The sequence below is a fragment of the Rhizobium sp. NXC24 genome, assembly GCF_002944315.1.
Lineage (GTDB): Bacteria > Pseudomonadota > Alphaproteobacteria > Rhizobiales > Rhizobiaceae > Rhizobium.
This window is the reverse complement of record NZ_CP024314.1, coordinates 2,310,355-2,333,513: the sequence shown is the minus strand read 5'-3', so window position 1 is coordinate 2,333,513 and position 23,159 is coordinate 2,310,355. Positions and strand designations below refer to the sequence as shown.

Annotated in this window: 22 protein-coding genes and 1 pseudogene; 12 read left to right on the top strand and 11 right to left on the bottom strand. The window is 60.8% G+C overall.

From position 1 onward, the window contains the following. The first annotated feature begins 12 nt into the window (after positions 1 to 12). Genes nuoE through nuoG form a run of 3 tightly spaced genes read left to right on the top strand, consistent with a single transcriptional unit; the run spans position 13 to position 4,417 of the window. Positions 13 to 525 (top strand): NADH-quinone oxidoreductase subunit NuoE, encoded by a 513-nt coding sequence (gene nuoE / locus NXC24_RS34755; protein ID WP_104827768.1) that lies wholly within the window; start codon positions 13 to 15, stop codon positions 523 to 525. Positions 526 to 527: 2 nt separating this feature from the next. Then, the gene (nuoF, locus tag NXC24_RS34750; protein ID WP_104827767.1) at positions 528 to 1,793 is read left to right on the top strand and encodes an NADH-quinone oxidoreductase subunit NuoF; all 1,266 of its coding nucleotides are present in this window, start codon (positions 528 to 530) and stop codon (positions 1,791 to 1,793) included. Positions 1,794 to 1,825: 32 nt separating this feature from the next. Beyond that, entirely contained in the window at positions 1,826 to 4,417 is a 2,592-nt protein-coding gene (nuoG, locus tag NXC24_RS34745; protein ID WP_104827766.1) for an NADH-quinone oxidoreductase subunit NuoG, read from the top strand. A gap of 50 nt (positions 4,418 to 4,467) precedes the next feature. Here nuoG and NXC24_RS34740 read toward each other — a convergent pair whose 3' ends face one another. The 3 genes from NXC24_RS34740 to nuoH are packed head-to-tail and all read right to left on the bottom strand — an operon-like array spanning position 4,468 to position 6,535. Continuing rightward, on the bottom strand, positions 4,468 to 4,908 hold the full coding sequence (locus NXC24_RS34740) for a CBS domain-containing protein (protein ID WP_104827765.1): 441 nt from the start codon (positions 4,906 to 4,908) through the stop codon (positions 4,468 to 4,470). 43 nt (positions 4,909 to 4,951) lie between these two features. Then, positions 4,952 to 5,518, bottom strand: coding sequence for an NADH-quinone oxidoreductase subunit I (locus NXC24_RS34735; protein WP_104827764.1), 567 nt, complete (start codon positions 5,516 to 5,518; stop codon positions 4,952 to 4,954). 30 nt (positions 5,519 to 5,548) lie between these two features. Then, the gene (nuoH, locus tag NXC24_RS34730; RefSeq protein WP_104827763.1) at positions 5,549 to 6,535 is read right to left on the bottom strand and encodes an NADH-quinone oxidoreductase subunit NuoH; all 987 of its coding nucleotides are present in this window, start codon (positions 6,533 to 6,535) and stop codon (positions 5,549 to 5,551) included. Between the two features lie 153 nt (positions 6,536 to 6,688). Between nuoH and NXC24_RS34725 the strand changes: the two are divergent. Continuing rightward, positions 6,689 to 6,907 (top strand): annotated as a pseudogene (locus NXC24_RS34725) (acetyl-CoA hydrolase/transferase C-terminal domain-containing protein); the annotation flags it as partial. Positions 6,908 to 6,989: 82 nt separating this feature from the next. Here NXC24_RS34725 and NXC24_RS34720 read toward each other — a convergent pair. After that, the gene (locus NXC24_RS34720) at positions 6,990 to 7,715 is read right to left on the bottom strand and encodes a GntR family transcriptional regulator (protein WP_104827762.1); all 726 of its coding nucleotides are present in this window, start codon (positions 7,713 to 7,715) and stop codon (positions 6,990 to 6,992) included. Between the two features lie 124 nt (positions 7,716 to 7,839). Here NXC24_RS34720 and NXC24_RS34715 point away from each other — a divergent pair, with 124 nt between their 5' ends. The 6 genes from NXC24_RS34715 to NXC24_RS34690 all read left to right on the top strand — a co-directional run bounded on the left by NXC24_RS34715 (position 7,840) and on the right by NXC24_RS34690 (position 15,605). Further along, positions 7,840 to 8,778 (top strand): amidohydrolase family protein, encoded by a 939-nt coding sequence (locus NXC24_RS34715; RefSeq protein WP_245464134.1) that lies wholly within the window; start codon positions 7,840 to 7,842, stop codon positions 8,776 to 8,778. A gap of 4 nt (positions 8,779 to 8,782) precedes the next feature. Next, positions 8,783 to 9,676 carry a VOC family protein gene (locus NXC24_RS34710; RefSeq protein WP_104827760.1) on the top strand — a complete coding sequence of 298 codons (894 nt, stop codon included), beginning with the start codon at positions 8,783 to 8,785 and terminating at the stop codon, positions 9,674 to 9,676. Between the two features lie 32 nt (positions 9,677 to 9,708). Next, positions 9,709 to 11,286 (top strand): bifunctional 3-(3-hydroxy-phenyl)propionate/3-hydroxycinnamic acid hydroxylase, encoded by a 1,578-nt coding sequence (locus NXC24_RS34705; protein WP_281060728.1) that lies wholly within the window; start codon positions 9,709 to 9,711, stop codon positions 11,284 to 11,286. 52 nt (positions 11,287 to 11,338) lie between these two features. Next, entirely contained in the window at positions 11,339 to 12,649 is a 1,311-nt protein-coding gene (locus NXC24_RS34700) for an MFS transporter (protein ID WP_104827758.1), read from the top strand. Positions 12,650 to 12,693: 44 nt separating this feature from the next. Then, positions 12,694 to 13,542: a fumarylacetoacetate hydrolase family protein gene (locus tag NXC24_RS34695; protein ID WP_104827757.1), complete on the top strand. Its 849-nt coding sequence runs from the start codon at positions 12,694 to 12,696 to the stop codon at positions 13,540 to 13,542. A 95-nt stretch (positions 13,543 to 13,637) separates the two neighbouring features. Next, positions 13,638 to 15,605 (top strand): glycoside hydrolase family 3 N-terminal domain-containing protein, encoded by a 1,968-nt coding sequence (locus NXC24_RS34690; RefSeq protein WP_104827756.1) that lies wholly within the window; start codon positions 13,638 to 13,640, stop codon positions 15,603 to 15,605. 126 nt (positions 15,606 to 15,731) lie between these two features. Here the strand turns inward: NXC24_RS34690 and NXC24_RS34685 are convergent, their stop codons facing one another. Genes NXC24_RS34685 through mdcA form a run of 7 tightly spaced genes read right to left on the bottom strand, consistent with a single transcriptional unit; the run spans position 15,732 to position 21,722 of the window. Then, a complete protein-coding gene (locus NXC24_RS34685) occupies positions 15,732 to 16,652 on the bottom strand; it encodes an acyltransferase domain-containing protein (protein WP_104827755.1) in 921 nt (306 codons plus the stop codon). Then, complete coding sequence (gene mdcB / locus NXC24_RS34680) at positions 16,649 to 17,503, bottom strand: triphosphoribosyl-dephospho-CoA synthase MdcB (RefSeq protein ID WP_104827754.1); 855 nt, start codon at positions 17,501 to 17,503, stop codon at positions 16,649 to 16,651. The genes NXC24_RS34685 and mdcB overlap by 4 nt, the downstream gene beginning before the upstream one ends. Further along, on the bottom strand, positions 17,500 to 18,141 hold the full coding sequence (mdcG, locus tag NXC24_RS34675) for a malonate decarboxylase holo-[acyl-carrier-protein] synthase (protein ID WP_104827753.1): 642 nt from the start codon (positions 18,139 to 18,141) through the stop codon (positions 17,500 to 17,502). Before mdcG ends, mdcB begins: the two co-directional genes overlap by 4 nt. After that, complete coding sequence (locus NXC24_RS34670; RefSeq protein WP_104827752.1) at positions 18,134 to 18,856, bottom strand: biotin-independent malonate decarboxylase subunit gamma; 723 nt, start codon at positions 18,854 to 18,856, stop codon at positions 18,134 to 18,136. The genes mdcG and NXC24_RS34670 overlap by 8 nt, the downstream gene beginning before the upstream one ends. Beyond that, a complete protein-coding gene (locus NXC24_RS34665) occupies positions 18,843 to 19,754 on the bottom strand; it encodes a biotin-independent malonate decarboxylase subunit beta (protein WP_104827751.1) in 912 nt (303 codons plus the stop codon). The genes NXC24_RS34670 and NXC24_RS34665 overlap by 14 nt, the downstream gene beginning before the upstream one ends. Then, entirely contained in the window at positions 19,751 to 20,062 is a 312-nt protein-coding gene (mdcC, locus tag NXC24_RS34660) for a malonate decarboxylase acyl carrier protein (RefSeq protein WP_104827750.1), read from the bottom strand. The genes NXC24_RS34665 and mdcC overlap by 4 nt, the downstream gene beginning before the upstream one ends. A 10-nt stretch (positions 20,063 to 20,072) precedes the next feature. Next, positions 20,073 to 21,722: a malonate decarboxylase subunit alpha gene (gene mdcA / locus NXC24_RS34655; RefSeq protein ID WP_104827749.1), complete on the bottom strand. Its 1,650-nt coding sequence runs from the start codon at positions 21,720 to 21,722 to the stop codon at positions 20,073 to 20,075. A 176-nt stretch (positions 21,723 to 21,898) separates the two neighbouring features. Between mdcA and madL the strand changes: the two genes are divergently transcribed. Then, positions 21,899 to 22,321 (top strand): malonate transporter subunit MadL, encoded by a 423-nt coding sequence (gene madL, locus NXC24_RS34650; protein ID WP_104827748.1) that lies wholly within the window; start codon positions 21,899 to 21,901, stop codon positions 22,319 to 22,321. A gap of 11 nt (positions 22,322 to 22,332) precedes the next feature. Further along, on the top strand, positions 22,333 to 23,097 hold the full coding sequence (gene madM / locus NXC24_RS34645; protein ID WP_104827747.1) for a malonate transporter subunit MadM: 765 nt from the start codon (positions 22,333 to 22,335) through the stop codon (positions 23,095 to 23,097). Positions 23,098 to 23,159 lie beyond the last annotated feature (62 nt).

The window sequence follows — 23,159 nt, the reverse complement described above, 5'->3', positions numbered from 1 at the left end:
GATTTGGACGCAATGACCATGCGCGAAAAGATCGAAGAGGCGGCAGTGCGGTATCCCGACCGGCGCTCGGCGATCATGCCCGCGCTTCTGATTGCCCAGAGGGAACATGGCCATCTGCCAGGCTCTGTGTTGGAAGAGGTTGCAGACATTCTCGGGGTCGAGCGGATCTGGGTCTACGAACTGGCGACCTTCTACACCCACTTCCATACCGAGCCGGTGGGGATTTTCCACCTGCAGCTCTGCGACAATGTCTCCTGCATGCTGTGCGGATCCGAGAGCCTGCTGACGCATCTGGAAACGGTGCTGGGAATCAAAAAGGGCGACACCACCCCGGACGGGCTGTTCACGCTTTCGACCGTCGAATGCCTTGGCGCTTGTGAAATGGCTCCGACGATGCAGGTCGGCGACGACTATCACGGAAACCTCGACATCGCGCGGATCGATGCACTCTTGGACCGCCTTCGGGCGACAGCCGAGCGGGCAGCGAGCATTGAGCATGCCTCTGTGCGACCGCCGGGAGCGTAGCCATGTTCGAGCAGGTTCTACTCAAAAATGTCGGAATGCCCGAAGGCCATTTGCTCTCGACCTACGAGGCTGGCGGTGGCTACCAGGCGCTGGCAAAGGTGCTGCGCGAGTCCGCGCCCGACGAGATCGTCGAACTCGTCAAGAAGTCCAACCTGCGTGGTCGCGGCGGTGCAGGATTCCCTACGGGCATGAAATGGAGCTTCGTGCCGAAGCGGGCCGATAAGCCGAAATATCTGTGCTGCAACGCCGATGAAGGCGAACCGGGTACCTTCAAGGACCGGATCATCATGGAGCGTGACCCGCATCAGCTCATCGAGGGGCTGGCAATTAGCGCTTACGCAATTGGAGCCGAGATCGCCTATGTTTATGTTCGCGGAGAATATGTAACGGCGATACGGCGCCTGGAGCAGGCGATCGCCGAGGCTCATGAAAAGCATTATCTCGGAAGGGGCATTCTGGGGTCGGACTTCAATTTCACCGTACACATTCACGGCGGCGCAGGCGCTTATATCTGCGGCGAGGAGACTGCGATGCTCGAGTCGCTCGAGGGCAAGCGGGCTCAGCCGCGACTGAAACCGCCATTTCCCGCTGTGGCCGGGCTCTATGCCAGCCCGACCGTTATCAACAATGTCGAGACGCTGGTTTGCGTGCCGCACATTGTTATGCGAGGGCCTGATTGGTTCCGCAGCATCGGCCCGGAGAAGAGCCCCGGCCCGAAGCTCTATTGCCTCAGCGGACAGGTGCGCAAACCCGGCCTCTTCGAGTTGCCGATGGGCATCCCGCTTCGCGAACTGGTCGAGGAGCACGCCGGTGGCGCGCTGCCCGGGCGCAAGATTAAGGCGGTGATCCCCGGCGGCGTTTCTGCGCCGCTGATCCCGGAAAGGGGTCTGGACGTTGGAATGGACTTTGACTCGCTGGCGGCTGTCGGCTCGATGCTAGGCTCGGCCGGGGTGATCGTGATCGACGACTCGACCTGCGTGGTCAAGGTCGCCACCAGGATCATCGAGTTCTTCCACCATGAGTCCTGCGGCAAGTGTACCCCTTGCCGCGAGGGGCTGAACTGGGTGGTGAAGGTGCTGCGCCGGCTTGAGGCCGGGGAGGGCGCACCGGGCGACCTGGAACAGTTAAAGGCACTCTGCAAGGGCATTTTCGGCAATACGTTCTGTGCGCTCGGCGACGGCGCGGCCATGGGGCTGAGGGCGGCGCTGCAGCATTTCGAGCCTGAATTCGTCGCCCATATAGAGGAGCGGAGGTGTCCGTTTCACTGAGCAGAGCGTTGGGTGAGACGCGTGAGGAAGCCATGGTTAGCATTACGATCGACACACAAACGCTGGAAGTTGAGGCTGGCTCGACCGTGCTGCAGGCCGCCCAGCGTTTGGGCATCGATATCCCGACCTTCTGCTATCTGAAGCGCCTGCCGGCGCTGGCCTCCTGCCGCATGTGTCTGGTGGAGATCGAGGGGCTGCGGCGGCTGCAGCCGTCCTGCGCCACCGCGGTCACCGACGGCATGGTGGTACGGACGACCACGCCGCTCATTGAGGAAACGCGCTCTTCGATGCTCGACATGCTGCTCGCCAACCACCCTCTCGATTGCCCGATCTGCGACAAGGGCGGCGAATGCGAGCTTCAGAACATGGTGATGGCCTACGGGCCCCGTGAAAGTGGATTCCGCGATGAAAAGCGTGTGTTCCACTCCAAGGACATCCGCCTCAGCCCCGTGATCATCATGAACGTCAACCGCTGCATCCAGTGCCAGCGCTGCGTCCGGATGTGTGAGGAGGTCGTCGGCGCGGTCGCGCTCGGAACCGTCGAAAAAGGCATGGATACCGCCGTCACCGGTTTCGAGGGTAGCCTCGCGAGTTGCGATCAGTGCGGCAATTGCATCGAGGTCTGCCCGGTCGGCGCGCTGATGAGCTTCCCCTATCGCTATAAGGCGCGGCCCTGGGATCTGGTTGAAACCGATACTGTCTGCCCGCATTGCGGCACCGGTTGCCAGCTAACGGTGGGCACGCGCAAGGGCGAGTTCATGCGGGTGCGCTCGAAGTGGGATCAGGGGCTCAACCGCGAAACGCTCTGCGTGCGAGGACGCTTCGGTCTGGATTTCGTCTCGAGCAGAGACCGGATCAAGCGGCCGATGATCCGTCGCGATGGCGCCCTGGTCCCGGTTTCCTGGGACGAAGCAGGGGACTATCTGCGCCGGCGGTTGTCGGACGTCAAGAGTAAGGCTGCCAGCGGGCTGGCCTCGCCGCGTTTGCCGAATGAAGTGCTGTATCAGTTCCAGAAGCTGATGCGGACGGTGTTCCGGACCAACAACATTGACTGTTCGACGCGCTGGTCCACGCCCTTCGATATACTCGGCCCGTTGGCGGCAAGCTTCTACAGCCGCGCACCGCTCGAGGAAATGATCGGCAATGACTGCGTGCTGATCGTTGGCGGCAACGTCACCGAAGAGAACCCGGTTACCGAATACCTGCTGCGGGACGGCGCCCGGCGGCGACATACCGCATTGCTGATGCTTTCGGCGCGGCCATCCCGTCTGGATGCCGATGCCCGGGTGGTCGTTCGCGTTTCCCCAGGTGGAGAACCGGCGAGCCTCGCGGCGGTAGTAACCGGGCTCTTGGCAGCGGCCGACCAGACTTTGCAGCGTGACGCTTTGGCCGACATCAGCGCAAAAATTGGTAGATCGGCGGCGAGTACCGGCAATGACCGGCCGGATCACCTCGTCGAAGCCCTCAATAACGGCGGCAGCGTCAGCGTGCTCGTCAGCATTGAGCTGCTGAGATCACCCGAAGCGCGGGCGACGTTGCAACAGCTCAACAACCTGCTGCGGGTTCTCCGCCTGCTCGGCAAGAACCCTGCAATGCAGTTCCTCTTCGACCGCGCCAACCAGATGGGCGCCTGGGATATGGGGGTTTTGCCGGCGGCTCTGCCGGGGTTGCAGGCGATCCATGATGACGCGGCGCGAGCCACACTCGCACGGAGCTGGGGTACCGAAATCCCGTCTGAATCCGGCGCGGGTCTCGACGCCATGTTGGAGCTCTGCGTCAGTGGGGAGATGGGCGCACTTTACATAGCCGGAGCCGATCCTCTGATCGCTTATCCCGACAGGGATTTCGTGACCCGGGCGCTTGGCGCCGCCGATCTGCTGATCGTGCAGGACACTTTCCTTACGGATACCGCGGGTCTTGCCGAGGTCGTCCTACCCGCGGCAGGTTACGGCGAAGAAACCGGCACCTTCACCAATAATGAAGGCCGGACTCAAACGGTCCGCAAATTTCGCGAACCCGCCTTCGAGGCGCGAGGCAATCTGGCGATCTTCGACTTCGTCGCGGCGCTTCGCAACCAAGCTTTGCGGCCATCGATACAAGGCGAAATTTTTGCCGAGATTACCCAATTGGTTCCCGCCTATCAGGGGCTGACACAGGCGGGGCTTGGCGCCGATGGCGCATTCACCAAGGCAGTCCCCGCAATACCGGCCGGCGAGTTCTTCGCGTCACCACCGGCGCCGAAAGCAGCCGACCGGCTCATGCTCATCACCGGAGACTGCCTATTCCACAACGGGTATCTCTCCGAGCGCTCGGAAATCCTGAATACGGTCGCAGATGACCCTTATGTCGAGATGAGCGCGCAGGATGCCGCTCAACTCGGCCTTTCGGATCTTGATCAGGTCACCGTGCGATCTGCTCGGGGCGAGTTGACGGCGAAGCTCAAGGTCAACAGGCGCTTTCCCGAAGGGCTCGTATTCATTCCCGAAAACTACAGAGCTCTGCGCCTCAACGCATTGATGCGGCGGGGCGAATATCCATGCCCCGTCGACGTTCGAAAGGCGTACGCGACCTTCGCGATTCCCACGGTCGTCGACGGAGACGCAAAATCCAATAGCTTGCGCTGAGGGCTCCTACTGCCAGCCTGGTCCCGCGTCTCTATATCAGGCCGGCATCATCAGTGATAACCGGTTCCGGCAATATAATCATGCAGTGCCTGCTCGTTGCGCAGCGATTCATCGAGCCGGTGCTTGACCACGTCGCCGATGCTCACCACCCCGACAGGGCTGCCGCCCTCCATGACCAACACATGGCGCGTGCGTCGTTTGGTCATAAGCGCCATCACAAAGGGCAGCAAATCCTGTGTCGAACAGGTCGCCACCCTGCGGTTCATGATGTCGGCAACCCGCATCATCGGAGCCTCGGTTCCGTATTCAGCCACCGCATTGCAGCAGTCCCGCTCCGACAGCGTACCCAGGCATTCCCCCGGTTTGCGGCCGACGACCACGAAGCCGATGTTGTTTTCCCTAAACAATCGCAGGACCTCCAACATGGGCCGATCTGGCCTGATCGAGATGAGCTCGGGCGATTTGGTTTTCAAGATTTGGCAAACAAGCATCTGAGCCTCCTGTCTGCGCGCTCCGGCTTGCCCGCGGGCGCGCTCATGTTCGCCGGATATTTCGCCACCAGTTGTAACCCTGCGGATCGTTCGTCTCGACCCGAACGTCCTGTCCGGCGTTCAGGCGCGCAGCGACCACGCCGCCGCCGGTTGTCGCCTTGCCCGGCTTGCCGAGCAGATCCTCGCGTCCGATCACCAGGTCACGGGAGGAAAAACTAGAGAATTCGTACTGCTGGCCAAGCGCGATCGCATCCGCGGGGCAGGCATCCTCGCAAAGCCCGCAAAACAGGCACCGGGCCGTGTCGATCTCGAATTTTGCCGGGTGCCGATTGCCCTTCGCATCCTCGTAGGGGACGACTTCGATGCAGTCGCAGGGACAAATCCGGGCGCAGAGTTCGCAGGCCACGCATTTGATCTCACCCTCGTCGTCGCGCGTCAGGAAGTGGTGCCCACGATAACGCGAGTAGGGCAGCCATTTTTCCTTGTCAGGATATTGCATGGTTACGGATCTGGAGAACATGTAGCCGAAGGTCAAAGCCAAGCCGCCCGCCAGATCGGCGAAGAATGCCCAGCCGATCCATGTTCCAAGTCTGTCCTGTGCGCGCGACATTGTCGCCTCGCTGCGGAGCCGCCGTGGCCCCTAAAAGAAAGCGATACCACTTATGATTATGTTCGCGATCGACAGAGGAAGCAAGACTTTCCATCCGATCGCCATCAGTTGATCATAGCGGTAACGGGGGAAAGTGAAGCGGAACCACATAAACAAATAGACGACGAACGCGACCTTGAGCAGAAACCAGAGGAGTGGCGGCAAGGGGAGTAATATGCCGTTCCAGCCGCCCAAGAATAGGATCACCACCAGGACGGACACCAGCAAGACGATGGCATATTCGCTGACCATGAAGAACGCAAAGCGGATGCCGCTGTATTCGGTATGGAACCCGGCCCCTAGATCGCCTTCCGCTTCCGCCAAATCGAAGGGAATGCGCTGCGCTTCGGCCAGGCCGGCGACGAAGAACACGAAGAAGCCGATCGGTTGATAGACGATGTTCCAAACATCGGCTTGCGCTCGCACGATCTCAAGGAGACTCATGGATTGCGCCAGCATCACCACGCCGATGACCGAGAACCCCATCGGGATCTCATAGCTGATCATCTGCGCGCACGTCCTGAGACTGCCGAGGACAGCATATTTGCTGTTGGCGGCCCAGCCGCCGAAGATGACGCCATAGACCTCGATCCCGATCACCGCGAATACGAACAGGATCGCCACATTCATGTTGGAGACGTAGAGCGTGATCTTGGTGCCGAGAACCGAGACGGTTTCGCCGAACGGGATCGCGACGAACACCACAAAGGGTGGGACAAGTGCCAGTATTGGCGCCAGTTTGAACAGGAAGCGATCGGCCTCGGCAGGGATATGGTCCTCTTTGGTGAAGAGCTTGATCCCATCCGCCATCGGCTGCAGCAGCCCGTGCCACCCCACGCGCATCGGGCCCATCCGCTGCTGCATGTGCCCGGCAATCTTGCGTTCCAGCCAGGTCAGCGGCAAGGGCAGCAGTAAAAGGATCGCAATCAGAAACGCGACCTTGAAGATGATCAGGCCAAGGGCGACAATAAGTTCCATATCCGCGGCTACTTATTCACGGGTTGAAACGCGATCGGACTTCGGCTCGGCTATCAATCGAGCACGCTACGCACTTGTCACCCTACAGAATACAACGGCGAAGCACCTCACACAATTGCCGTCCACCGATGGCGCCTATGACGGCAAAAACCTGGCCCGCTCTCGCGCATTGTTCCGGCACTGACCGGGCCGGTGACTACATCGCGCAACGACATGCATATCGTCGTCACGGAATATGGATGGACGAACCTCAAGGGCAAGTCCGTGGCCGAGCGAGCAAGGGCACTGATTACGCTGGCCCGGGCAGCCCATGGGGCAGGATTTTATGCTGATACCGTGTTGAATTCACGAAGCTTTGACAGCCAGCATTGAGACGAGAAGGCCGTCGGTTCGGGTACCCTTCAAGAGCCCGGTTTTGTTATCCCGTTACCTGCCGAGCTCTTTCATGACGGGATCAGGCTACTCTGCCTCGCGGGTCAGGGCTGACTGTTTCGGCTTCAAGATCAACGCGGATGATCTCTGCCGTCTTCTCATAATGTTGCTGCAATAGCCGCTCAGCTTCAGCGGTATCTCGATCAAGCACGGCTTTCAGGATACGAGCATGCTCGTCGCTGACCTTGCGGACCCGAAAGGCCTTGCGAATTGAAAGGGCTCGATAGCGGTAAAGCCGGTCAGCAAGCTGTTCGCAAAAGCCGATCAGAGGCTTCGATCCGCAGCCGCCAATGAGAAGCGCATGAAAGGCGCGATGGAACCTTTCCCATTCCGGATTGTCTTCAAAATGGTCCGGATTGAGCGAGCGCGGAGTGCGCTCCAGCCGGTGATGCGCCACCAGAAGCGCCTCCTCCCACTCGGGCGTTGCGTTCGCCATGGATTCGCGCAGCGCCAGCCCCTCCACCCAGCAACGCGTTTTCGTCAGTTCGTGTAATTCATCCAGACTGATCGGTTTCACGAAGAAGCCGCGCTGTTCCTTTCCAATGACGAGATCCTCCGTCGTCAGGCGGTTCAGTGCCTCGCGCAATGGCGTCTGGCCGGCATCGTAATGCTCGATCAGAAAGCGCAATTGCAGCTTCCGGCCGGGCTCCAGTCGCGTTGAGAGGATGTCGGCCTTCAGCCGCTCATAGATGCTGGTTGCCAATGTCGCGGGGCTTTCGGCCCCTTTCTTCAGCAGGTTGACGTTCATGGTGCTCTCTGGCTTGCAAATCGCTTTTTATATACACGATGAAGCGTCCGCGCGAAATTTATAAATTTTTGCTTTACGCAGAAAAGTTTATACATTATGAGGGGTGCTGATGAGGGAGGATCCAATGAGCGGAGCGGAAAAGGGAGCGCCGGGCGCCTTTTCGAACGGCTGCACCTGCCGTGGCATCGATGACAAGCCATACCGCACGGTCAGCGATGCCTGCTGGGTTGCTGAAAGACGGCTGGAGGAGATGGACAGGACCGGCGTTCGGATTCAGGCACTTTCGCCCATGCCGGAACTCTTCGGCTACTGGATCGAAACAAGCGCTGCCTGCGACCTGGTCCGACACGTCAATGATTCGATCGCCGCGATTGTTACCGAAGGAGAGGGGCGCTTCGTCGGACTTGGGGGTGTTCCCCTTCAGGATATCGATCTTGCCATCCTCGAATTGCATCGCATCGTCGGCGAACTCGGCTTTCGCGGTGTCGAGATCGGCAGCAACATCAATGGTGTCACGATCGGCGATCCGCGTTTTCATCCGTTCTTTGCGGAAGCCGAGAAGTTTGGCGCCGCCGTGTTCGTACATGCGGTGCGTCCGACCGGTATGGACAGGCTGTTTGGGCCGGCTCCGCTTCAGCAGGTGCTCGGCTACCCGACCGATGTCGGATTGGCAGCCGCATCCGTGATTACCGGCGGGCTACTTCGGAAATTCCCGAAACTGCGGATCGCCTTCAGTCATGGCGGTGGCACGTTCGCTTCGCTGCTGCCGCGGCTGGAGCAAGGTTATTCGGCTTTCCCGGCCCTCAATGAGACCATGCCGGAGAGGCCCGCGGAGCAGGTACGGCGGCTCTACGTGGACTCGCTGGTCTTCGATGCGGACATGCTGCGCCGCTTGGTTTCTATTTTCGGCGAGGAGCGCGTGCTGCTCGGCACCGACTATCCCTTTAATTTCCGCGAGAACGAGCCTGTTACTCGCATCGAGGAAGCGTTCGCAGATACAGGTTTGCGCGAGCGCCTGACATTTGGGAATGCGCAAGCCTTTCTGGCTCTGGATGAGGTTTGATCCTATGACCGAATTTCCTGTTATTGCTCTGCGCAGCGTGGAACTGGGTACGCCCGATCTTGCGGCGTCGGTCGATTTCTACACCCGCGTGTGGGGGCTGGATGTCGTTGCCGGGGTGGGGAACAAGGTTTTCCTAGCGGCAACGGGCGATGATTTTCATGTGCTGGAATTGAAGCAAAGCGACCGCTCGGAATTGCGCAAGATCAGCTTTCGCGTGAGTACGCCCGAAGAATTGAGATCGCTCTTCGCAAAAACAGTTACTGCAGGCTGCGCAGTCCTGCGCGAAATCGGGCCCGCCGATGCGCCCTCTGGCGGCGAGCGTTTCGTCATCCGCGAGCCACAAGGTTCGGTTCTGGAATTTGTGTACGGTGACCACCGCAAGCAAGGGCATGTGGTCCCCAATCGGCCCGGGCGGCTTGCCCATGTGAATATCAACAGCGCTCAGATCGAGGCGCTTTCGGAATTCTACCGCGATGTTCTTGGTTTCCGCTTGACCGACCGATCGAAGCTTATGGCCTTCCTGCGTTGCAACGACGACCATCATGCGGTCGTGCTGGCTGAAGCACCGGCAAATGGGCTGAATCATGTCGCCTTCCTGATGCCCGATCTCGAATCCGTCATGCGAGGCTCGGGCCGCGTCGTCGATCACGGCTATCCGATCGGCTGGGGCGTCGGCCGGCATGGGCCGGGCGACAACGTCTTCGCCTATTTTGTCGATCCGCATGGCGTGGTGATCGAATACACCGCGGAAGTCCTGCAGGTCGATGACAGCTACCGAGCCCGAGGTCCGGAGGAATGGGTCTGGCCGCCCGGTCGGACCGACCACTGGGGCATTGCGCCTCCAAAGAGCGACGCCTGCAAGAAGGCGCAGATTTCCATCGGATTTTCCGGCGCCTGATGCGCCCAGTAGACACTTGCAGAGGCATGCCTGTGAAGAACGACAACGATATTTCAAATCATTATGACGTGCTGGTGGTCGGGTTCGGCCCGGCGGGAGCCGTGGCTGCCGGCATGCTTGGCGCACGCGGCCATTCCACGCTCGTCGTCGATCGGCTGACCGGTATTTACGACAAGCCGCGCGCCATCGCGCTCGACCACGAAATTTTGCGCCATTTCGACAATATGGGCATTGCCGACGAAGTGCTTCCCCATATCGCACCATTCACGGCATCCCAGCACTTTGGCGCTGAAGGGCAGCTCATTCGCCGTATCGATATGGTGCCCGAGCCCTATCCGCTCGGCTATACCCCCAGCATGGTGTTTACCCAGCCTCCGGTCGAGGCCGTCTTGAGGCGTCATGCGGAGAGCTTCGACTGCGTGACGATAGAGCTTGGTACGGAAATGGTCGCTCTTCAGTCGCGGTCTGATGAGGTCGTCGCAACGCTTAAGAATGCCTCCGGCGAATATCAGACGATCACCGCAAAATACGTGACCGGCTGCGATGGTGCCTGGAGCCGCGTGCGAGAATTATCCGGAATGAGGCTCGAAGATCTCGTCTTCGACGAGCCGTGGCTCGTCGTCGATGTGCAGGTGCATGAGGCTGCACTTGGTAACTTGCCGCAGACTTCGGCCCAGTTCTGCAATCCGGCGCGTCCGACCAGCTACATCATGGGGCCGAAGAACCACCGCCGGTGGGAAATCATGCTTCTGCCAGGCGAAGACCCACGCGAGATGGAAAAGCCGGAGAATGTCTGGCGGCTGCTGTCGCCCTGGTTGACGCCGGACGAGGGTAAGCTTTGGCGCGCCGCCGCCTATCGCTTTCATGCGCTGGTCGCCGACGAATGGCGACGGGGCAGGGTAATGATTGCCGGTGATGCCGCGCACCAGCAGCCGCCCTTCATCGGCCAAGGCATGTGCCAGGGCCTGCGCGACGTCTCCAATCTCGTCTGGCGGCTTGATCGCATCCTGAAGGGGCAATCTTCCGAAAAGCTGCTGGACACTTACACGGTCGAGCGCAAGCGGCATGTGCGGGCGCTGACCGGCAAGATCAAGGCGATCGGCCAGACGATCTGTGAACGCGACCCGGCGGCAGCTGCCGCACGCGACGCACGCATTCTCGCGGAGGGCGGCGGCAAACCACCCGTCCTGACCCGTCAGGAAATCGTACCGCCGATCGAGGAAGGTCTGATCGCAGCGGAAGGCACACCGGCGCGAGGATTGCTATTCCCGCAGCCGGTAATCGTCGAAGGCGCTTCTGCGCGCCTGTTGGATACCTTTACCGGACCGGAATGGCGGCTTGTTCTCGACGGCCGTCGGATCAGGGCGGGAGAGGGAGAAGCCCTGGCCGAAGCGATCGACGGGATCGTTGTGAAAGCCGTTGCGCGTCAAAACGATGATGCAGCCGATCCGTCGGCGCTTCGTGAAAAGGACGGTGTGCTTTCGGCCTGGTTCGACCGCCATGGCGCGGTCGCCGCGCTGGTGCGCCCTGATCATTATGTTTTTGGCGCCGCCAGCAACGTCGAGACGCTTCGCCAGCAGATCGCCGATCTGCGTACTCGTCTCGCCTGACAGATGCGCCCGTCAGGAATTGCAGTTTTTTGTGGGGTTCTGGGAGGAACATATGACCAAGTCAACCGCTGATACCGCCAGCAATTGGCGACCTTTTGCCGTCCTTATCCTTCTCTTTCTGTTCCAAACGCTGAACTTCTTCGACAAGCTCGTCTTCGGCCTTTCCGCCGTGTCGATCATGAAAGACCTCGGTATTTCGCCGCAGCAGTTCGGCCTGATCGGCAGCAGCTTCTTTCTCTTGTTCTCGATATCCGGCGTCCTCGTCGGCCTCTTCGTGATCGGCCGCGTTCCTGTCAAATGGATCCTTGTCATTCTTGCGGCAATCTGGTCGATCGCGCAGATCCCGATCTACTTCACCAGTTCGGTGACGGTTCTTGTCGCCTGCCGCATCCTGCTCGGCCTTGGAGAAGGACCTGGGCTGCCGACGGCATTGCATGCCTGCCACAACTGGTTCAGCCCGCAAAAGCGCAGCGTGCCGAGTGCCGTCGTGCTGCAGGGCATCAGCGTCGGCTTGCTCGCCGGCGGGCCGATCCTGACCTATGTGATCGTCAATTATGGCTGGCGTTCGGGCTTCCTTTTCTGCGGGCTGATCGGTGTCGCCTGGATCATCGCCTGGCTGCTCATCGGCGGCGAGGGACCGCATGCGGTCGCGGAGAATGAAAAAGCTCGCGTTGTTGGCGAAGAGTCCCCGATTCCGGCTCGCAAGCTCTGGCTCGACCCGACCGTGATCGGCGTCATCATCATGTCGACCATGTCTTACTGGATCGTCGGCATGTCGGCCACATGGCTGCCGCCCTTCCTGCAGCAGGGTCTCGGCTATTCGCAGACTGAGACCGGTTCGATCATCTCGGCTGTCTATATCTTTCAGTCGCCGCTGTTGCTCATCGGATCATGGATCGCGCAGCGGATGCTTCAGAAGGGTGTCAGCAAGCGTACCGCCCTCGGCAGCGCCTCGGGCTATGCATTGCTCGTCAGCGGCCTGGCGCTGATCGCCTCGGTTCATGTCAGCGGCCCGCTGCAACTGGCGCTGATCGCGATTGCTTTTGCCGCTCCGAGCCTGACGACCATCTACGGCCCAATCACACTCGGAAGCGTCGCGCCCGCCGTCCAGCGCGGCCGGCTGATCGTTGTGATCTATTCGGCAAACGCTGTCTCCGCGCTCGCATCCAACGCCGTCACCGGCATGATCGTGCAGGCCGCCGGACCCGATCATGTCGCCGCCGGCTATGCAAATGCCATGCTGTTCACCGCCGCAATCCTCATCATCGGCGCAATTTCCGCCTTCGCGCTGATCTTTCCGGATCGCACCATTGAGCGCTTCGGCAAGATGACGCGCTTCACCGATCAAATGCAGCGGGTGTGAAAGCGCCCGCCGCCAAGTCTGATCCCACTACAGGAGCAAGAACCATGAGACTGTCCACCGTCAAGATCGCCGGCCGCACGACCTGGGGCGTCGTGGAGGGCGATCGCTTCCTCGATACCGGCGTGGCTCTCGCATCGCGCTATGCCGATCTCAAATCGGCTGTGGCCGCCGGTCTTGCCGGCGTTGCCGAGGCAGCCGCTTCCGCCCCTGCCACGCCGCTTAGCCAAATCGAATGGCTGCCGGTCATTCCCAATCCCGACAAGATCCTCTGCGTCGGCTTGAACTATGAAATGCATCGCAAGGAGACGGGACGTGCGGAGGTGGAAAATCCGACGATCTTTGCTCGCTATGCCAATAGCCAGATAGGCCATCTCGGCCCGATCGTGCGTCCCAAGGTCTCGACGGAACTCGATTTCGAAGGCGAGCTGGCAGTCATTATCGGCAAGTCCGGCCGTTACATTACGCGCGATGAGGCCATGGGCTATGTCGCCGGCTATGCCTGCTACAACGATGGCAGCGTGCGCGACTTCCAGCGTCATACGCACCAGTTCACCCCGGGCAAAAACTTTCCCGACACCGGCGCTTTCGGGCCGTGGATGATGACGCCGGACGAGCTTGGTCCGCTGCCCGATCTTCGTATTCAGACGCGTCTCAATGGAACAGTCGTGCAGGACGCGACCTTCGGCCAGATGATTTTCGATATCGCCCAGCAGATTGAGTATTGCTCCAGTTTCACTCGGTTGGAGCCAGGCGACGTCATTGTCAGCGGCACGCCGGGCGGCGTTGGCGCCAAGCGCCAGCCGCCGTTGTGGATGAAGCCCGGAGATGTCGTCGAGGTGGAAGTCGACAGGCTCGGTATTCTCAGCAATCCGATCGTCGATGAGTTACGTTAGTTTTTGCTTACGGATTATATGATTGCACAATGACGCGGCGCAGTCTGCGCCCCTTCAGCTTAGGGATCGATTAGGATGCTTTTGAGAGGGATGCCATGAAATATTTCATCGCCATGTCCGTGCTCGGATCGCTGTTCGCTTCGACGGCTTTGTCGCAGGAGCAGCCGGCGCTCTCCGCCCGCATCGCCAAAACGCTGAACGTGGACGGGCTGTCGTTCAAGGATCTCGATAGCAACGGCAAACTCGACCCTTACGAGGATTGGCGGCTGCCGGCCGCTGAGCGCGCTGCCGATCTCGTCAGGCGTATGACTCTCGAGGAGAAGGCGGGCTTGATGATGCACGGCACGGCGCCTTCCGTCGGTCCCGGAGCCGGCATGGGTGTCGGTTCCCAATATGATCTCGACCGCGCTAGCGAGATGATCGACAAGCGCAAGGTCGTCACCTTCATCACCCGATTGTCTGGCGATCCTGCTGTTCTCGCCGGAGAGAACAACAAGTTGCAGGAGATCGCCGAAGCCGGCCGTCTCGGCATTCCGGCGACGATCAGTACTGATCCTCGCAATCATTTCCAATTCGTGCTCGGTGCGAGCGTTTCTGCCGGCGGCTTCTCGAAGTGGCCTGAGACTCTTGGTTTCGCGGCCATCGGCGATGCGGCGCTCGTGCGAAGGTTCGGCGACATTGCCCGCCAGGAATATCGCGCCGTCGGTATCCAGGAGGCGCTCTCTCCCCAGATCGACCTCGCAAGCGAACCCCGCTGGCCGCGCATCAACGGCACGTTCGGCGAGGATGCGCAACTTTCCAAATCCATGGCGGAAGCCTATGTCGCCGGTTTTCAGAACGGCGAGACCGGCATCAACCGCGATAGCGTCGTCGCCGTTGCTAAGCACTGGGTCGGTTATGGTGCTGCAAAGGACGGTTACGACAGTCACAACGCCTATGGCCGCCGTTCCGTTTTTCCCGGCAATAATTTCGCCGAGCATCTGATCCCCTTCGAAGGAGCGTTCAAGGCCAAGGTCGCAGGCGTGATGCCCACCTATTCGATCCTCGAGGGCGTCAACCTTGACGGCAAGCCGCTGGAACCGGTCGGAGCCGGATACAGCAAGCAGCTTCTGACCGACCTGCTGCGCGGGAAATACGGTTTCGACGGCGTCATCCTCAGCGATTGGCTTATCACCAACGATTGCAAGGGCACCTGCCTGGAAGGTGAGAAGCCGGGTGTGAAGCCAACTCTGAACGAGGAAACCTTCGGCATGCCCTGGGGTGTGGAGGACATGAGCCGTGTCGACCGGTTCGCAAAAGCCGTCAATGCCGGCGTCGATCAGTTCGGCGGCGTGACGTCCTCGGACCTTCTCGTGGAAGCGGTGAAGGATAAGAAGATCAACGAAGAGCGCATCGATCAATCCGCGACCCGGATCCTGATCCAGAAATTCGAGCAGGGCCTGTTCGAGAATCCCTATGTCGATCCGGAGAAGGCACGCTCGATCGTCGGCAATCCGACATTCGCAGCGGAAGCGACTGCCGCGCAGGCCAAGGCAATGGTGTTGCTCGACAACAAAGCCAAGCTTCTGCCGGTCCGGAGCGACAAGAAGGTGTTCCTTTATGGGGTCGATCCGAAAGTGGCAGCGGCCCGCGGCTTTACGGTCGTTGCTACGGCCCGCGAAGCTGATTTTGCGCTGGTGCGGCTGAGTGCACCCTATCAACAGCCGCATATGAACTATTTCTTCGGCTCCCGTCACCAGGAGGGCGATCTTGATTTCAAGGACGGCAATGCTGATTTCGAGGCCTTCAAAAGCGCCGCCAAGGAGGTTCCGACCATTGTCACGATCTATCTGGCGCGGCCGGCGATCCTCACCGGCCTCCGTGATCGGGCCGGTGCTATCCTTGCCAATTTCGGTGCCAGCGACGAAGCCCTGTTCGATGTGATCGAGGGTAAGCAGAAGGCGCAAGGCAAGCTGCCGTTCGAACTTCCCTCATCCATGGCCGAGGTGTTGGCGCAGAAATCCGACGTTCCGCACGACACGGCCAATCCGCTGTATCCGATCGGTTTCAGCATGCAGTACTGACATAGGGCCGTCCACTTGTCTGAATGAAATCGGTCCCAAGGGTCGTCTGCATCCGTTTCCACCGTCACTACGAGAGAGGTATCTGTGCCGCGGTCGCTTCGAGGAATCGAGGCAGAGGTCTTGATTTCAGCGAGCAGCCAGCCAGGCCCTAACACCTGCAAGACTGTGGAAGTCATCCACTGCGCGCACCATGACTGAAGGCAGGGCAACGGCTGCCATTTCCGCCAGAGCACGGCCAGGCCCCAGTTCGAGGATCGCGGTCACGCCACGTTCGGCCACGGCTTCAACCATGCCTGCCCAATCGATCCTCTCGGCCAGTTGCCGTGCCAGACCTTTTCGAGCGCGATGCGGATCGGTAACAAGGGTGGCACCACTGGCGGTCATGAGGCGGAGGATCGGGCGGTTCATGACCGCCGAGGCAAGAGCGTTGTCAAACTGTGCGACCGCACCGGCGAGCCGTGGTGTATGAGAGGCGACATGTACCATCATCGGGGCGGCACGCGCGGCACCTTCCTGCAGCGCCGCTGCGCAGAGCGCATCGATTGATCGTCTGTCACCGCCAACGATGAACAGGAGATCCGGGTTTACAATGGCGATTGCGCAGCCGAACCGGTTGGCTAGATGTTCCACGGCCGCCTCTGGCAAACCGCGCACATAGCCGAGCCCGTCATTTGGCCCGCCCGCTGCATCCATTGCCCGTGCCCGCTGATCGACAAGCCTGAGAGTATCCATGGGCGACCAGATGCCGGCCACCCCCCATGCCGCCATTTCGCCGACGCTGTAGCCGGCCACCAGCGTTTCGCTGGGCGCGCCGGTCGGGAAAAGGGCGCGAACAATCGCAAGCGCGCGCGTCACGCACAGGATCTGGCCCTCGCGGTTTGCATGCAAGGCGGCTTCGGGAGCAGTTCGGCAGAAGTCCATTGGGTGGATCCCGAGCACGGCGGTCGCGGCCTCGAATATGGGCTGCGCTTCGGGTTCCGTTGCCAGCAGCCGGAACATCTCCCGGTTCTGATGGCCTTGGCCCGAACAAAGCAGCGCAAGGGTCACAATTCCAACACCTCGGTAAATAGCGCCATGGCAAGGAGATCGGCGCACCCGCCCGGGCTGAGGTTGCGCGCGACGAACGCCTCGTGAATGGCTTTGGCATCCCAGCGCCAATTCGCCCGTCCGACCCCGCCATCCGCCAGGAAGGCGCGTGCCTTGTCGCGGGCGAAATTCAGCCCTTCAGAGCCGGCACGATAGAGCAAATTGCTGTCGTCGACCACCGCGATCAGAGCCATGCACGCATGGACCCTTGCCGCTTCCTCGTCACCCATGGCCAGACGCCGTCCTTCGGCAAGCGCCGGGCGGGCAATATCGTAGACGGACGGCATGCCGGCGGCAGCCTCCGTCCTGGCGCCGCCGACATGGTAGCGTCGCGCCACGATACTGCCGTGACTGTCATGCTCCGGCGCCTTGCCGATGATATCCTGTCCCCAACGCAGCTTGATCAGGGCACCGAGCGGTGCCTGCCAATCGCACGTTGCCGCCAAGCCGGCTGCCGCCGCCAGCAGGCCAAGACCGAAGATGGCGCCGCGATGGGTATTGACCCCTCCGGTCGCACTCCGCATTGCGCTTTCCGCCTCTATACCGACTTGGCGCAGACGATCCATGCTCGCATCCATGGCGCCCGCCTCGGCAAGCGCGATGAAGAATGGTTCCAGCGTCCGAGCGCTCAGGCGCAGGAGATCAGCGTCCATGTCGGCGTGAGCGCCGTTGTCGATGTGGCTGACCAAGCCGGGCTTGGGCCAAGTTTCCACCTCCAGAACCAGCGCTCGTGCGGCATACTGTCCGATCAGCTCGGGATCGCAATGCTCGATGGCGACAGAGCGTCGTTCAGCCAACAATGGAAACGTCATGCAAAGAGCGCCTCCCGCGCAATCAGGGCCGATCCGGTATGGGATTTAACCAGTAGCTCCGGGTTTCCCGACAGCCATTCCCGCCATTGCACGGCCGTGCCGCAAGGCGTGATCAATTCCGCGTCGATACGCATCGGCGCGCGTTCGGCAACATGGTTCAGCAAAGCCGTCGCTCGCATTGCATCTGTGCTCGAGCGACACTCGATCAAAAGATCGAGATCGGAAGTATCGATCAGATAGGAAAGGCCGGTCAGGTATTGCCAAGCCAAACTCCCGAAGCAGCGACACGAGGCATTTGCCTCCAACAGCGCGCCAATGGTCGGGCGCCATCGTGCCGGTGCCGCGGGCAGCACATCCCTCAGCAGAGGAGGAGGCGCTGTCCGTATCACGGCAGTCGGTGGGCAGGCGAGCGCAAGCCGTTTGCGCCCCATGCCCGGTGGAAGTGGCAGCCCCAAGGGTATGATATCTGTTGGATCGCTGCAGATTCGACGACGGAAAATTGTCGGTCGCCCCAATGTTGCCCATGCCAGCAGATCGGGCTCCATTTCCGCCTCGACTCGGCCTTGCAGCAGGCCGGGCCATGCCTCGGAGCGCACATAGGCGAGATCGTGACGGCGGAGGGCAGCGACATCAATCATGGAGCAAAGCCAGCCGTTCCACTTCGGCCGCAATCATGGCGGCCTTCGGCCGGCCGCCTCGATCGGCGCCCAATCTTGCGCGCAGATCACTTGAAGCAGGCTTGGCAAGAACTGCTGCGAGTTGAGCGTTCAAAGAAGCCGCTGGATCCCAAACCTCTGCTATGGCGCCGGTTGCAAGAAGATTATCGAGGCCGGGCGCGAAGACGGGGGTTGTCTCGGCCTTTTCCTTCAGCGTAGCGAGCGGCAGCTTGGTCACTCGCGCCATGGATGGCAGATCCATGACTTCAGGCCAGGCGGTGGGCAGGGCTGCGAGCGATCCGCAGGCCAGCGCGGTGGCAATGAAGGCGCCGGCAGCGCTGCCACCGTAGAGCAGGCCGACCGTGCGATGTCCGGCACGCTCTGCCTGCCATAATGCCTTCGCCAAGTGCGCCAACGCCTCGCTGAGACCAAGGAGTTCATCACGCCGGCTCATCCGTTGGCTGCCGGAGTCGACCAGGAAGAGCAGGGGCGACCTGTCCGGCCGCCGGGCGACGGAAAGGACATGCGCGGCCACGGCTAGCGCCTCATCGACGCCGGGATAGGTCTTGTCGGCTACGCCGATCAGATCGATCCGGTTTTGTTGGTCCAACCGGCCCCAGCCGGTAACAAGCCCATCCGCCTGCGTTATCTCGTAGCCGGCTGGAAAGAGTGAAGGAAGAATATCAGCGAGCTGCATCGGCACTCTCCCGATGGATATTGGCTGTGGTGAGGAAAGTCTCGATATCCCGGTCCGGTATTTCGGCGGAATGCTCAATATGCAGCCGGGCCCATATCTCGGTGGCATCACGGGCATCACCAAAACGGCGCAATCGATATTCGAGCCGCGTCTGTTCCGCTTCGAGCACCGCTTGGTCCAAGATGGCTGGCCGTTGTAGCGCGGCAATTGCACCAACCCGGAAAGCGGGGATATCGTCTTCGACGAAGACATCAACCCCGCCAATCAGGTAGCGATGCTTGCCGCCCATGGTTCGCCAGACCAAGGCTCGATCGCGGGAGTCGAATTCTTCCACGCCTTTGTTCGTCTCGATAACCTCCGGCCCGGAAACGGATAAACGCCCCTGCTCGGAGATGACGAGCGCGGAGCAGCAGCCGGCAATCAGGCTGCCGCCGCCATAGCAGCCCGCCCTGCCGCCAAGAAGGCCGATGACACGCACGCCCCCGGATCGCGCCTCCAGCACGGCGCGCATGATCTCGGAGATCGCCAGCTCGCCGGCATTGGCCTCCTGGAGGCGCACGCCACCGGTGTCGAAGAGAATGACGATATCCCGCCGCATCTTGGCCGCGGCTTGCAGCAGGCCTGTCAGCTTGGCGCCGTGAACTTCGCCAATGGCGCCGCCCATGAAGCGCCCTTCCTGGGCGGCCACCAGCACGGGGCGACTGTCGATGCGGCCGGCACCGACGATGATGCCGTCGTCGAACTGCCGAGGCAAATCGAAGAGCGCAAGGTGCGGGCTTGTCTCCCGCCATTCCGGGCCTAGGAATTCGGTGAAGCTGCCGGCATCGAGCAGATGCAGCAACCGGCCGCGGGCAGATTCTTCGTACCAGCTTCGGCGTAGCGTGCGAGGATCGTTCATTCTGGCTTCTCCATCAGCCGCACGCCCTGGGCCAGGCGCAGCGCCACCATGTCAGGTCGTGCGCCGCCATCATTGATCGTGATGCGCAGACCGCCGGCGGCAGAGCGTGCCGCGAAATCTTCGGTGACCGCCGCCCACAACTCGGCGAAACCATGAGCCGGCGTTGCGATCTCGATGACGCACCGGTCGGGCGCTTCCCGCCGTTCAAGCAATATTTCGAGGTTACCCGAAGCGACGACGCCCACCAGAGCGACGGCGCGGGTTCCGCCGGTCTGTGTCGATTTCAATTCATAGAGCAGATTTTCCATGGTATCGGCCTTACCAATTGCGGAACCGGGTGGGCGGCCTGTAGAGGCCGCCGGAGGCAAGCATCAGATCTTTGATGGAATGGGCAGCCAGCAGACTGCGATCGGCATCCAATGGATCTATTCCAAGGTCTTCGGGACGCTGGATGACTTTGCGCTGACGCAGATGCTCCACCATCTTGCGGTCCCGGGCGCGACCGACTTCGGTGTAGCCGGCCACGCCGCGGATCGCCTGCTCCCGTTCGTCCTTGTCACGGCACAACAGCAGATTGGCGATCCCCTCTTCCGTAACAATGTGGGTCACGTCGTCGCCGTAAACCATCACAGGAGCCAGATCGAGTTGCAGCTTGTCGGCCAAATCCAACGCGGCCAAACGCTCGACGAACATCGGCACCATGCCGTCGCCAAAGGTCTCGCCAATCTGAACAACCAGTTTACGTCCTCGACGCAGGGCAGGGGTGGCTGCGGCGGGGTCGGCTTCCCTGCCGGCACGCAACCAGGCTTCGCTCGGATGACGCCGACCTCGGGCGTCCGATCCCATATTGGGGGCGCCGCCGAAACCTGCGACCCTGCTGCCAGTCACGGTCGAACTGTTGCCGGAAAGGTCGATCTGCAAGGTCGAGCCGATGAACATGTCGCAGGCATAAAGTCCGGCGGTCTGGCAGAAGGCACGGTTGGAGCGCAAGGAGCCGTCGGGTCCCGTGAAAAAAATGTCAGGGCGAGCCTGCATATAGTTTTCCATGCCCACTTCGGACCCGAAGCAATGAATCTGCTCCACCCATCCTGCTTCGATGGCAGGGATCAGAGTTGGGTGAGGGTTCAGCGCCCAGTGCGTGCAGACCTTGCCCTTCAATCCCAGCCGTTCGCCATAGTTCGGCAGCAGCAGTTCGATGGCTGCGGTATTGAAGCCGATGCCATGATTGAGGCGACGCACGCCATAGGGCGCATACAGTCCCTTGATGGCCAGCATTGCCGTCAGAATTTGCGTTTCGGTAATGGCCGCGGGATCGCGCGTGAACAGCGGTTCCACATAGAAGGGGCGCTTGGCGTCCACCACGAAATGAACCTGGTCGGCAGGAATGTCGACGCGCGGCACACGCTCGACGATCTCGCCCACCTGGGCGACGACCAGTCCCTTGCCGAAGCTCGTCGCCTCGACGACCGTTGGCGTGTCTTCCGTATTCGGCCCGGTGTAGAGATTTCCGGCCTTGTCCGCGCTGACCGCGGCGATGAGGGCCACCTGTGGCGTCAGATCAATGAAGTAGCGGGCGAAGAGTTCCAGATAGGTGTGAACGGCACCCAGTTCGATCTGGCCGCCGAACATCATGCGCGCGATGCGGGCCGACTGCGGGCCGGAATAGGAAAAATCAAGCCGCCGGGCGACGCCACTTTCGAAAATGTCGAGATGCTCCGGTAAGACCACGCCCGACTGCACCATATGCAGGTCGTGTACGTTGTCGACATCGACCTTAGACAGCGCCTTGGCCAACAGGTCGGCCTGCTTCTGATTGTCGCCCTCAAGGCAAACTCGATCCCCGGGTCTCAGGATCGCTTCCAGGAAAGCTACGAGGTGCTGCGGGTCGACAAGCTTGCCGGCAGAGAAGCGCTGGCCGGCTTCTAGACGTGCCAGCCTTTCACGGCCCTTTGTGTTCCAATCTCGCATTTTCGATTGCCCTTTGTATGCGCAAGAGAGCGTTTTCGTGCGTTCACTATATATACAATTGCCAGGAACGCAATAATGTGTATTTTAATTTCGATATACGGCATCTTTGTATTCATGGGAGGAGAACAAATGTCGATCTTGTATTTCTTCGGGCACGCATATGGGGAGGATCATCCATGGTGATCTCCGGTGTCGCAATGCTTGCCCTTTGTACCCTCTTGGGGAGTATCCTCGGTGACCTCCTGGGGATGGTGCTTGGCGTAAAGGCGAATGTCGGCGGCGTCGGCATAGCCATGATCCTGCTCATCGCCACGCGGTTATGGCTGAGCAGGCGGGGTCTGTTGACGCTGCCGCTCAAACTCGGCGTCGAGTTCTGGGGCGCTCTCTATATTCCGATCGTCGTTGCCATGGCGGCTCAACAGAACGTGTTGGTGGCTGCGCGTAGCGGTCCGCTGGTGCTGATTGCCGGGATCGTGACGGTTTTCGTTTGCTTCGCGACCGTCGCGCTGATGAGCCGTCTCGGCGAGAGAGGCGAAACGATGGATGAAATCGAAGCGAGGGCCAGGGGTGAGCTTGCCACCTCCGGCAACGCGGCCTGAGGGAGGCTTTCATGGAGATCTTGAAACACGGCTTGACCGCCAACAGTCTGCTCACCGCGTTTGCGATCGTTGGATTGGTCATGTGGCTGTCGAACGCCATTTCTAAACATATCCTGTTTGGCCGCGTCCACGGCTCAGCCATTGCAATCGTTCTGGGGCTCGCGGCAGCCTTTGCCGCTGGTCTGTGGACCGGAGGCGAAAAAGGGGTTGTGGATATTCCCATCCTCAGCGGCATCGGCCTGATGGGCGGAGCCATGCTGCGCGATTTCGCCATCGTCGCCACAGCCTTTGAAGTGGACGTTGCGCAGGCGCGTAAGGCTGGTGCCGTCGGTGCACTGGCCCTTGGCCTCGGCACGCTGCTCCCGTTCATCATCGGGTCGTTGCTCGCCGTCGCTTTCGGTTACACGGATGCCGTATCCATAACGACGATCGGTGCCGGTGCCGTTACTTACATTGTGGGACCTGTGACGGGTGCCGCTCTGGGCGCAAGCTCAGCGGTGATCGCGCTGTCCATCGCGACCGGTGTTTTCAAGGCGGTCCTTGTCATGGTCGGAACCCCGATTGTCGCCAGGGCGATCGGTCTCGACAATCCCCGTAGCGCCATGGTGTTCGGTGGCCTGATGGGAACCGTCAGCGGCGTGTCGGGCGGCTTGGCGGCGACCGATCGTCGTCTCGTTCCCTATGGCGCATTGACTGCGACGTTTCATACGGGGCTGGGCTGCCTCGTCGCACCTTCGATCCTTTATCTTGCCGTACGGGCGATTGTGGGAGGCTGAAGTGGCGTGAACATGCCGGCCGGCATGCGGCTCAATGAAAGGGATTTGAGGGAGATCGAGGC

Coding starts and splice junctions, on each gene's coding strand:
- NXC24_RS34665 (WP_104827751.1), bottom strand. CDS start 19,754: ATGAACGATCCTCGCACGCTACGCCGAAGCTGGTACGAAGAATCTGCC.
- madL (WP_104827748.1), top strand. CDS start 21,899: ATGGTGATCTCCGGTGTCGCAATGCTTGCCCTTTGTACCCTCTTGGGG.
- mdcG (WP_104827753.1), bottom strand. CDS start 18,141: ATGATTGATGTCGCTGCCCTCCGCCGTCACGATCTCGCCTATGTGCGC.
- nuoG (WP_104827766.1), top strand. CDS start 1,826: ATGGTTAGCATTACGATCGACACACAAACGCTGGAAGTTGAGGCTGGC.
- NXC24_RS34740 (WP_104827765.1), bottom strand. CDS start 4,908: ATGCTTGTTTGCCAAATCTTGAAAACCAAATCGCCCGAGCTCATCTCG.
- NXC24_RS34710 (WP_104827760.1), top strand. CDS start 8,783: ATGACCGAATTTCCTGTTATTGCTCTGCGCAGCGTGGAACTGGGTACG.
- NXC24_RS34735 (WP_104827764.1), bottom strand. CDS start 5,518: ATGTCGCGCGCACAGGACAGACTTGGAACATGGATCGGCTGGGCATTC.
- NXC24_RS34690 (WP_104827756.1), top strand. CDS start 13,638: ATGAAATATTTCATCGCCATGTCCGTGCTCGGATCGCTGTTCGCTTCG.
- mdcB (WP_104827754.1), bottom strand. CDS start 17,503: ATGACGTTTCCATTGTTGGCTGAACGACGCTCTGTCGCCATCGAGCAT.
- mdcC (WP_104827750.1), bottom strand. CDS start 20,062: ATGGAAAATCTGCTCTATGAATTGAAATCGACACAGACCGGCGGAACC.
- NXC24_RS34670 (WP_104827752.1), bottom strand. CDS start 18,856: ATGCAGCTCGCTGATATTCTTCCTTCACTCTTTCCAGCCGGCTACGAG.
- mdcA (WP_104827749.1), bottom strand. CDS start 21,722: ATGCGAGATTGGAACACAAAGGGCCGTGAAAGGCTGGCACGTCTAGAA.
- NXC24_RS34695 (WP_104827757.1), top strand. CDS start 12,694: ATGAGACTGTCCACCGTCAAGATCGCCGGCCGCACGACCTGGGGCGTC.
- madM (WP_104827747.1), top strand. CDS start 22,333: ATGGAGATCTTGAAACACGGCTTGACCGCCAACAGTCTGCTCACCGCG.
- NXC24_RS34715 (WP_245464134.1), top strand. CDS start 7,840: ATGAGCGGAGCGGAAAAGGGAGCGCCGGGCGCCTTTTCGAACGGCTGC.
- nuoE (WP_104827768.1), top strand. CDS start 13: ATGACCATGCGCGAAAAGATCGAAGAGGCGGCAGTGCGGTATCCCGAC.
- NXC24_RS34720 (WP_104827762.1), bottom strand. CDS start 7,715: ATGAACGTCAACCTGCTGAAGAAAGGGGCCGAAAGCCCCGCGACATTG.
- NXC24_RS34700 (WP_104827758.1), top strand. CDS start 11,339: ATGACCAAGTCAACCGCTGATACCGCCAGCAATTGGCGACCTTTTGCC.
- nuoH (WP_104827763.1), bottom strand. CDS start 6,535: ATGGAACTTATTGTCGCCCTTGGCCTGATCATCTTCAAGGTCGCGTTT.
- nuoF (WP_104827767.1), top strand. CDS start 528: ATGTTCGAGCAGGTTCTACTCAAAAATGTCGGAATGCCCGAAGGCCAT.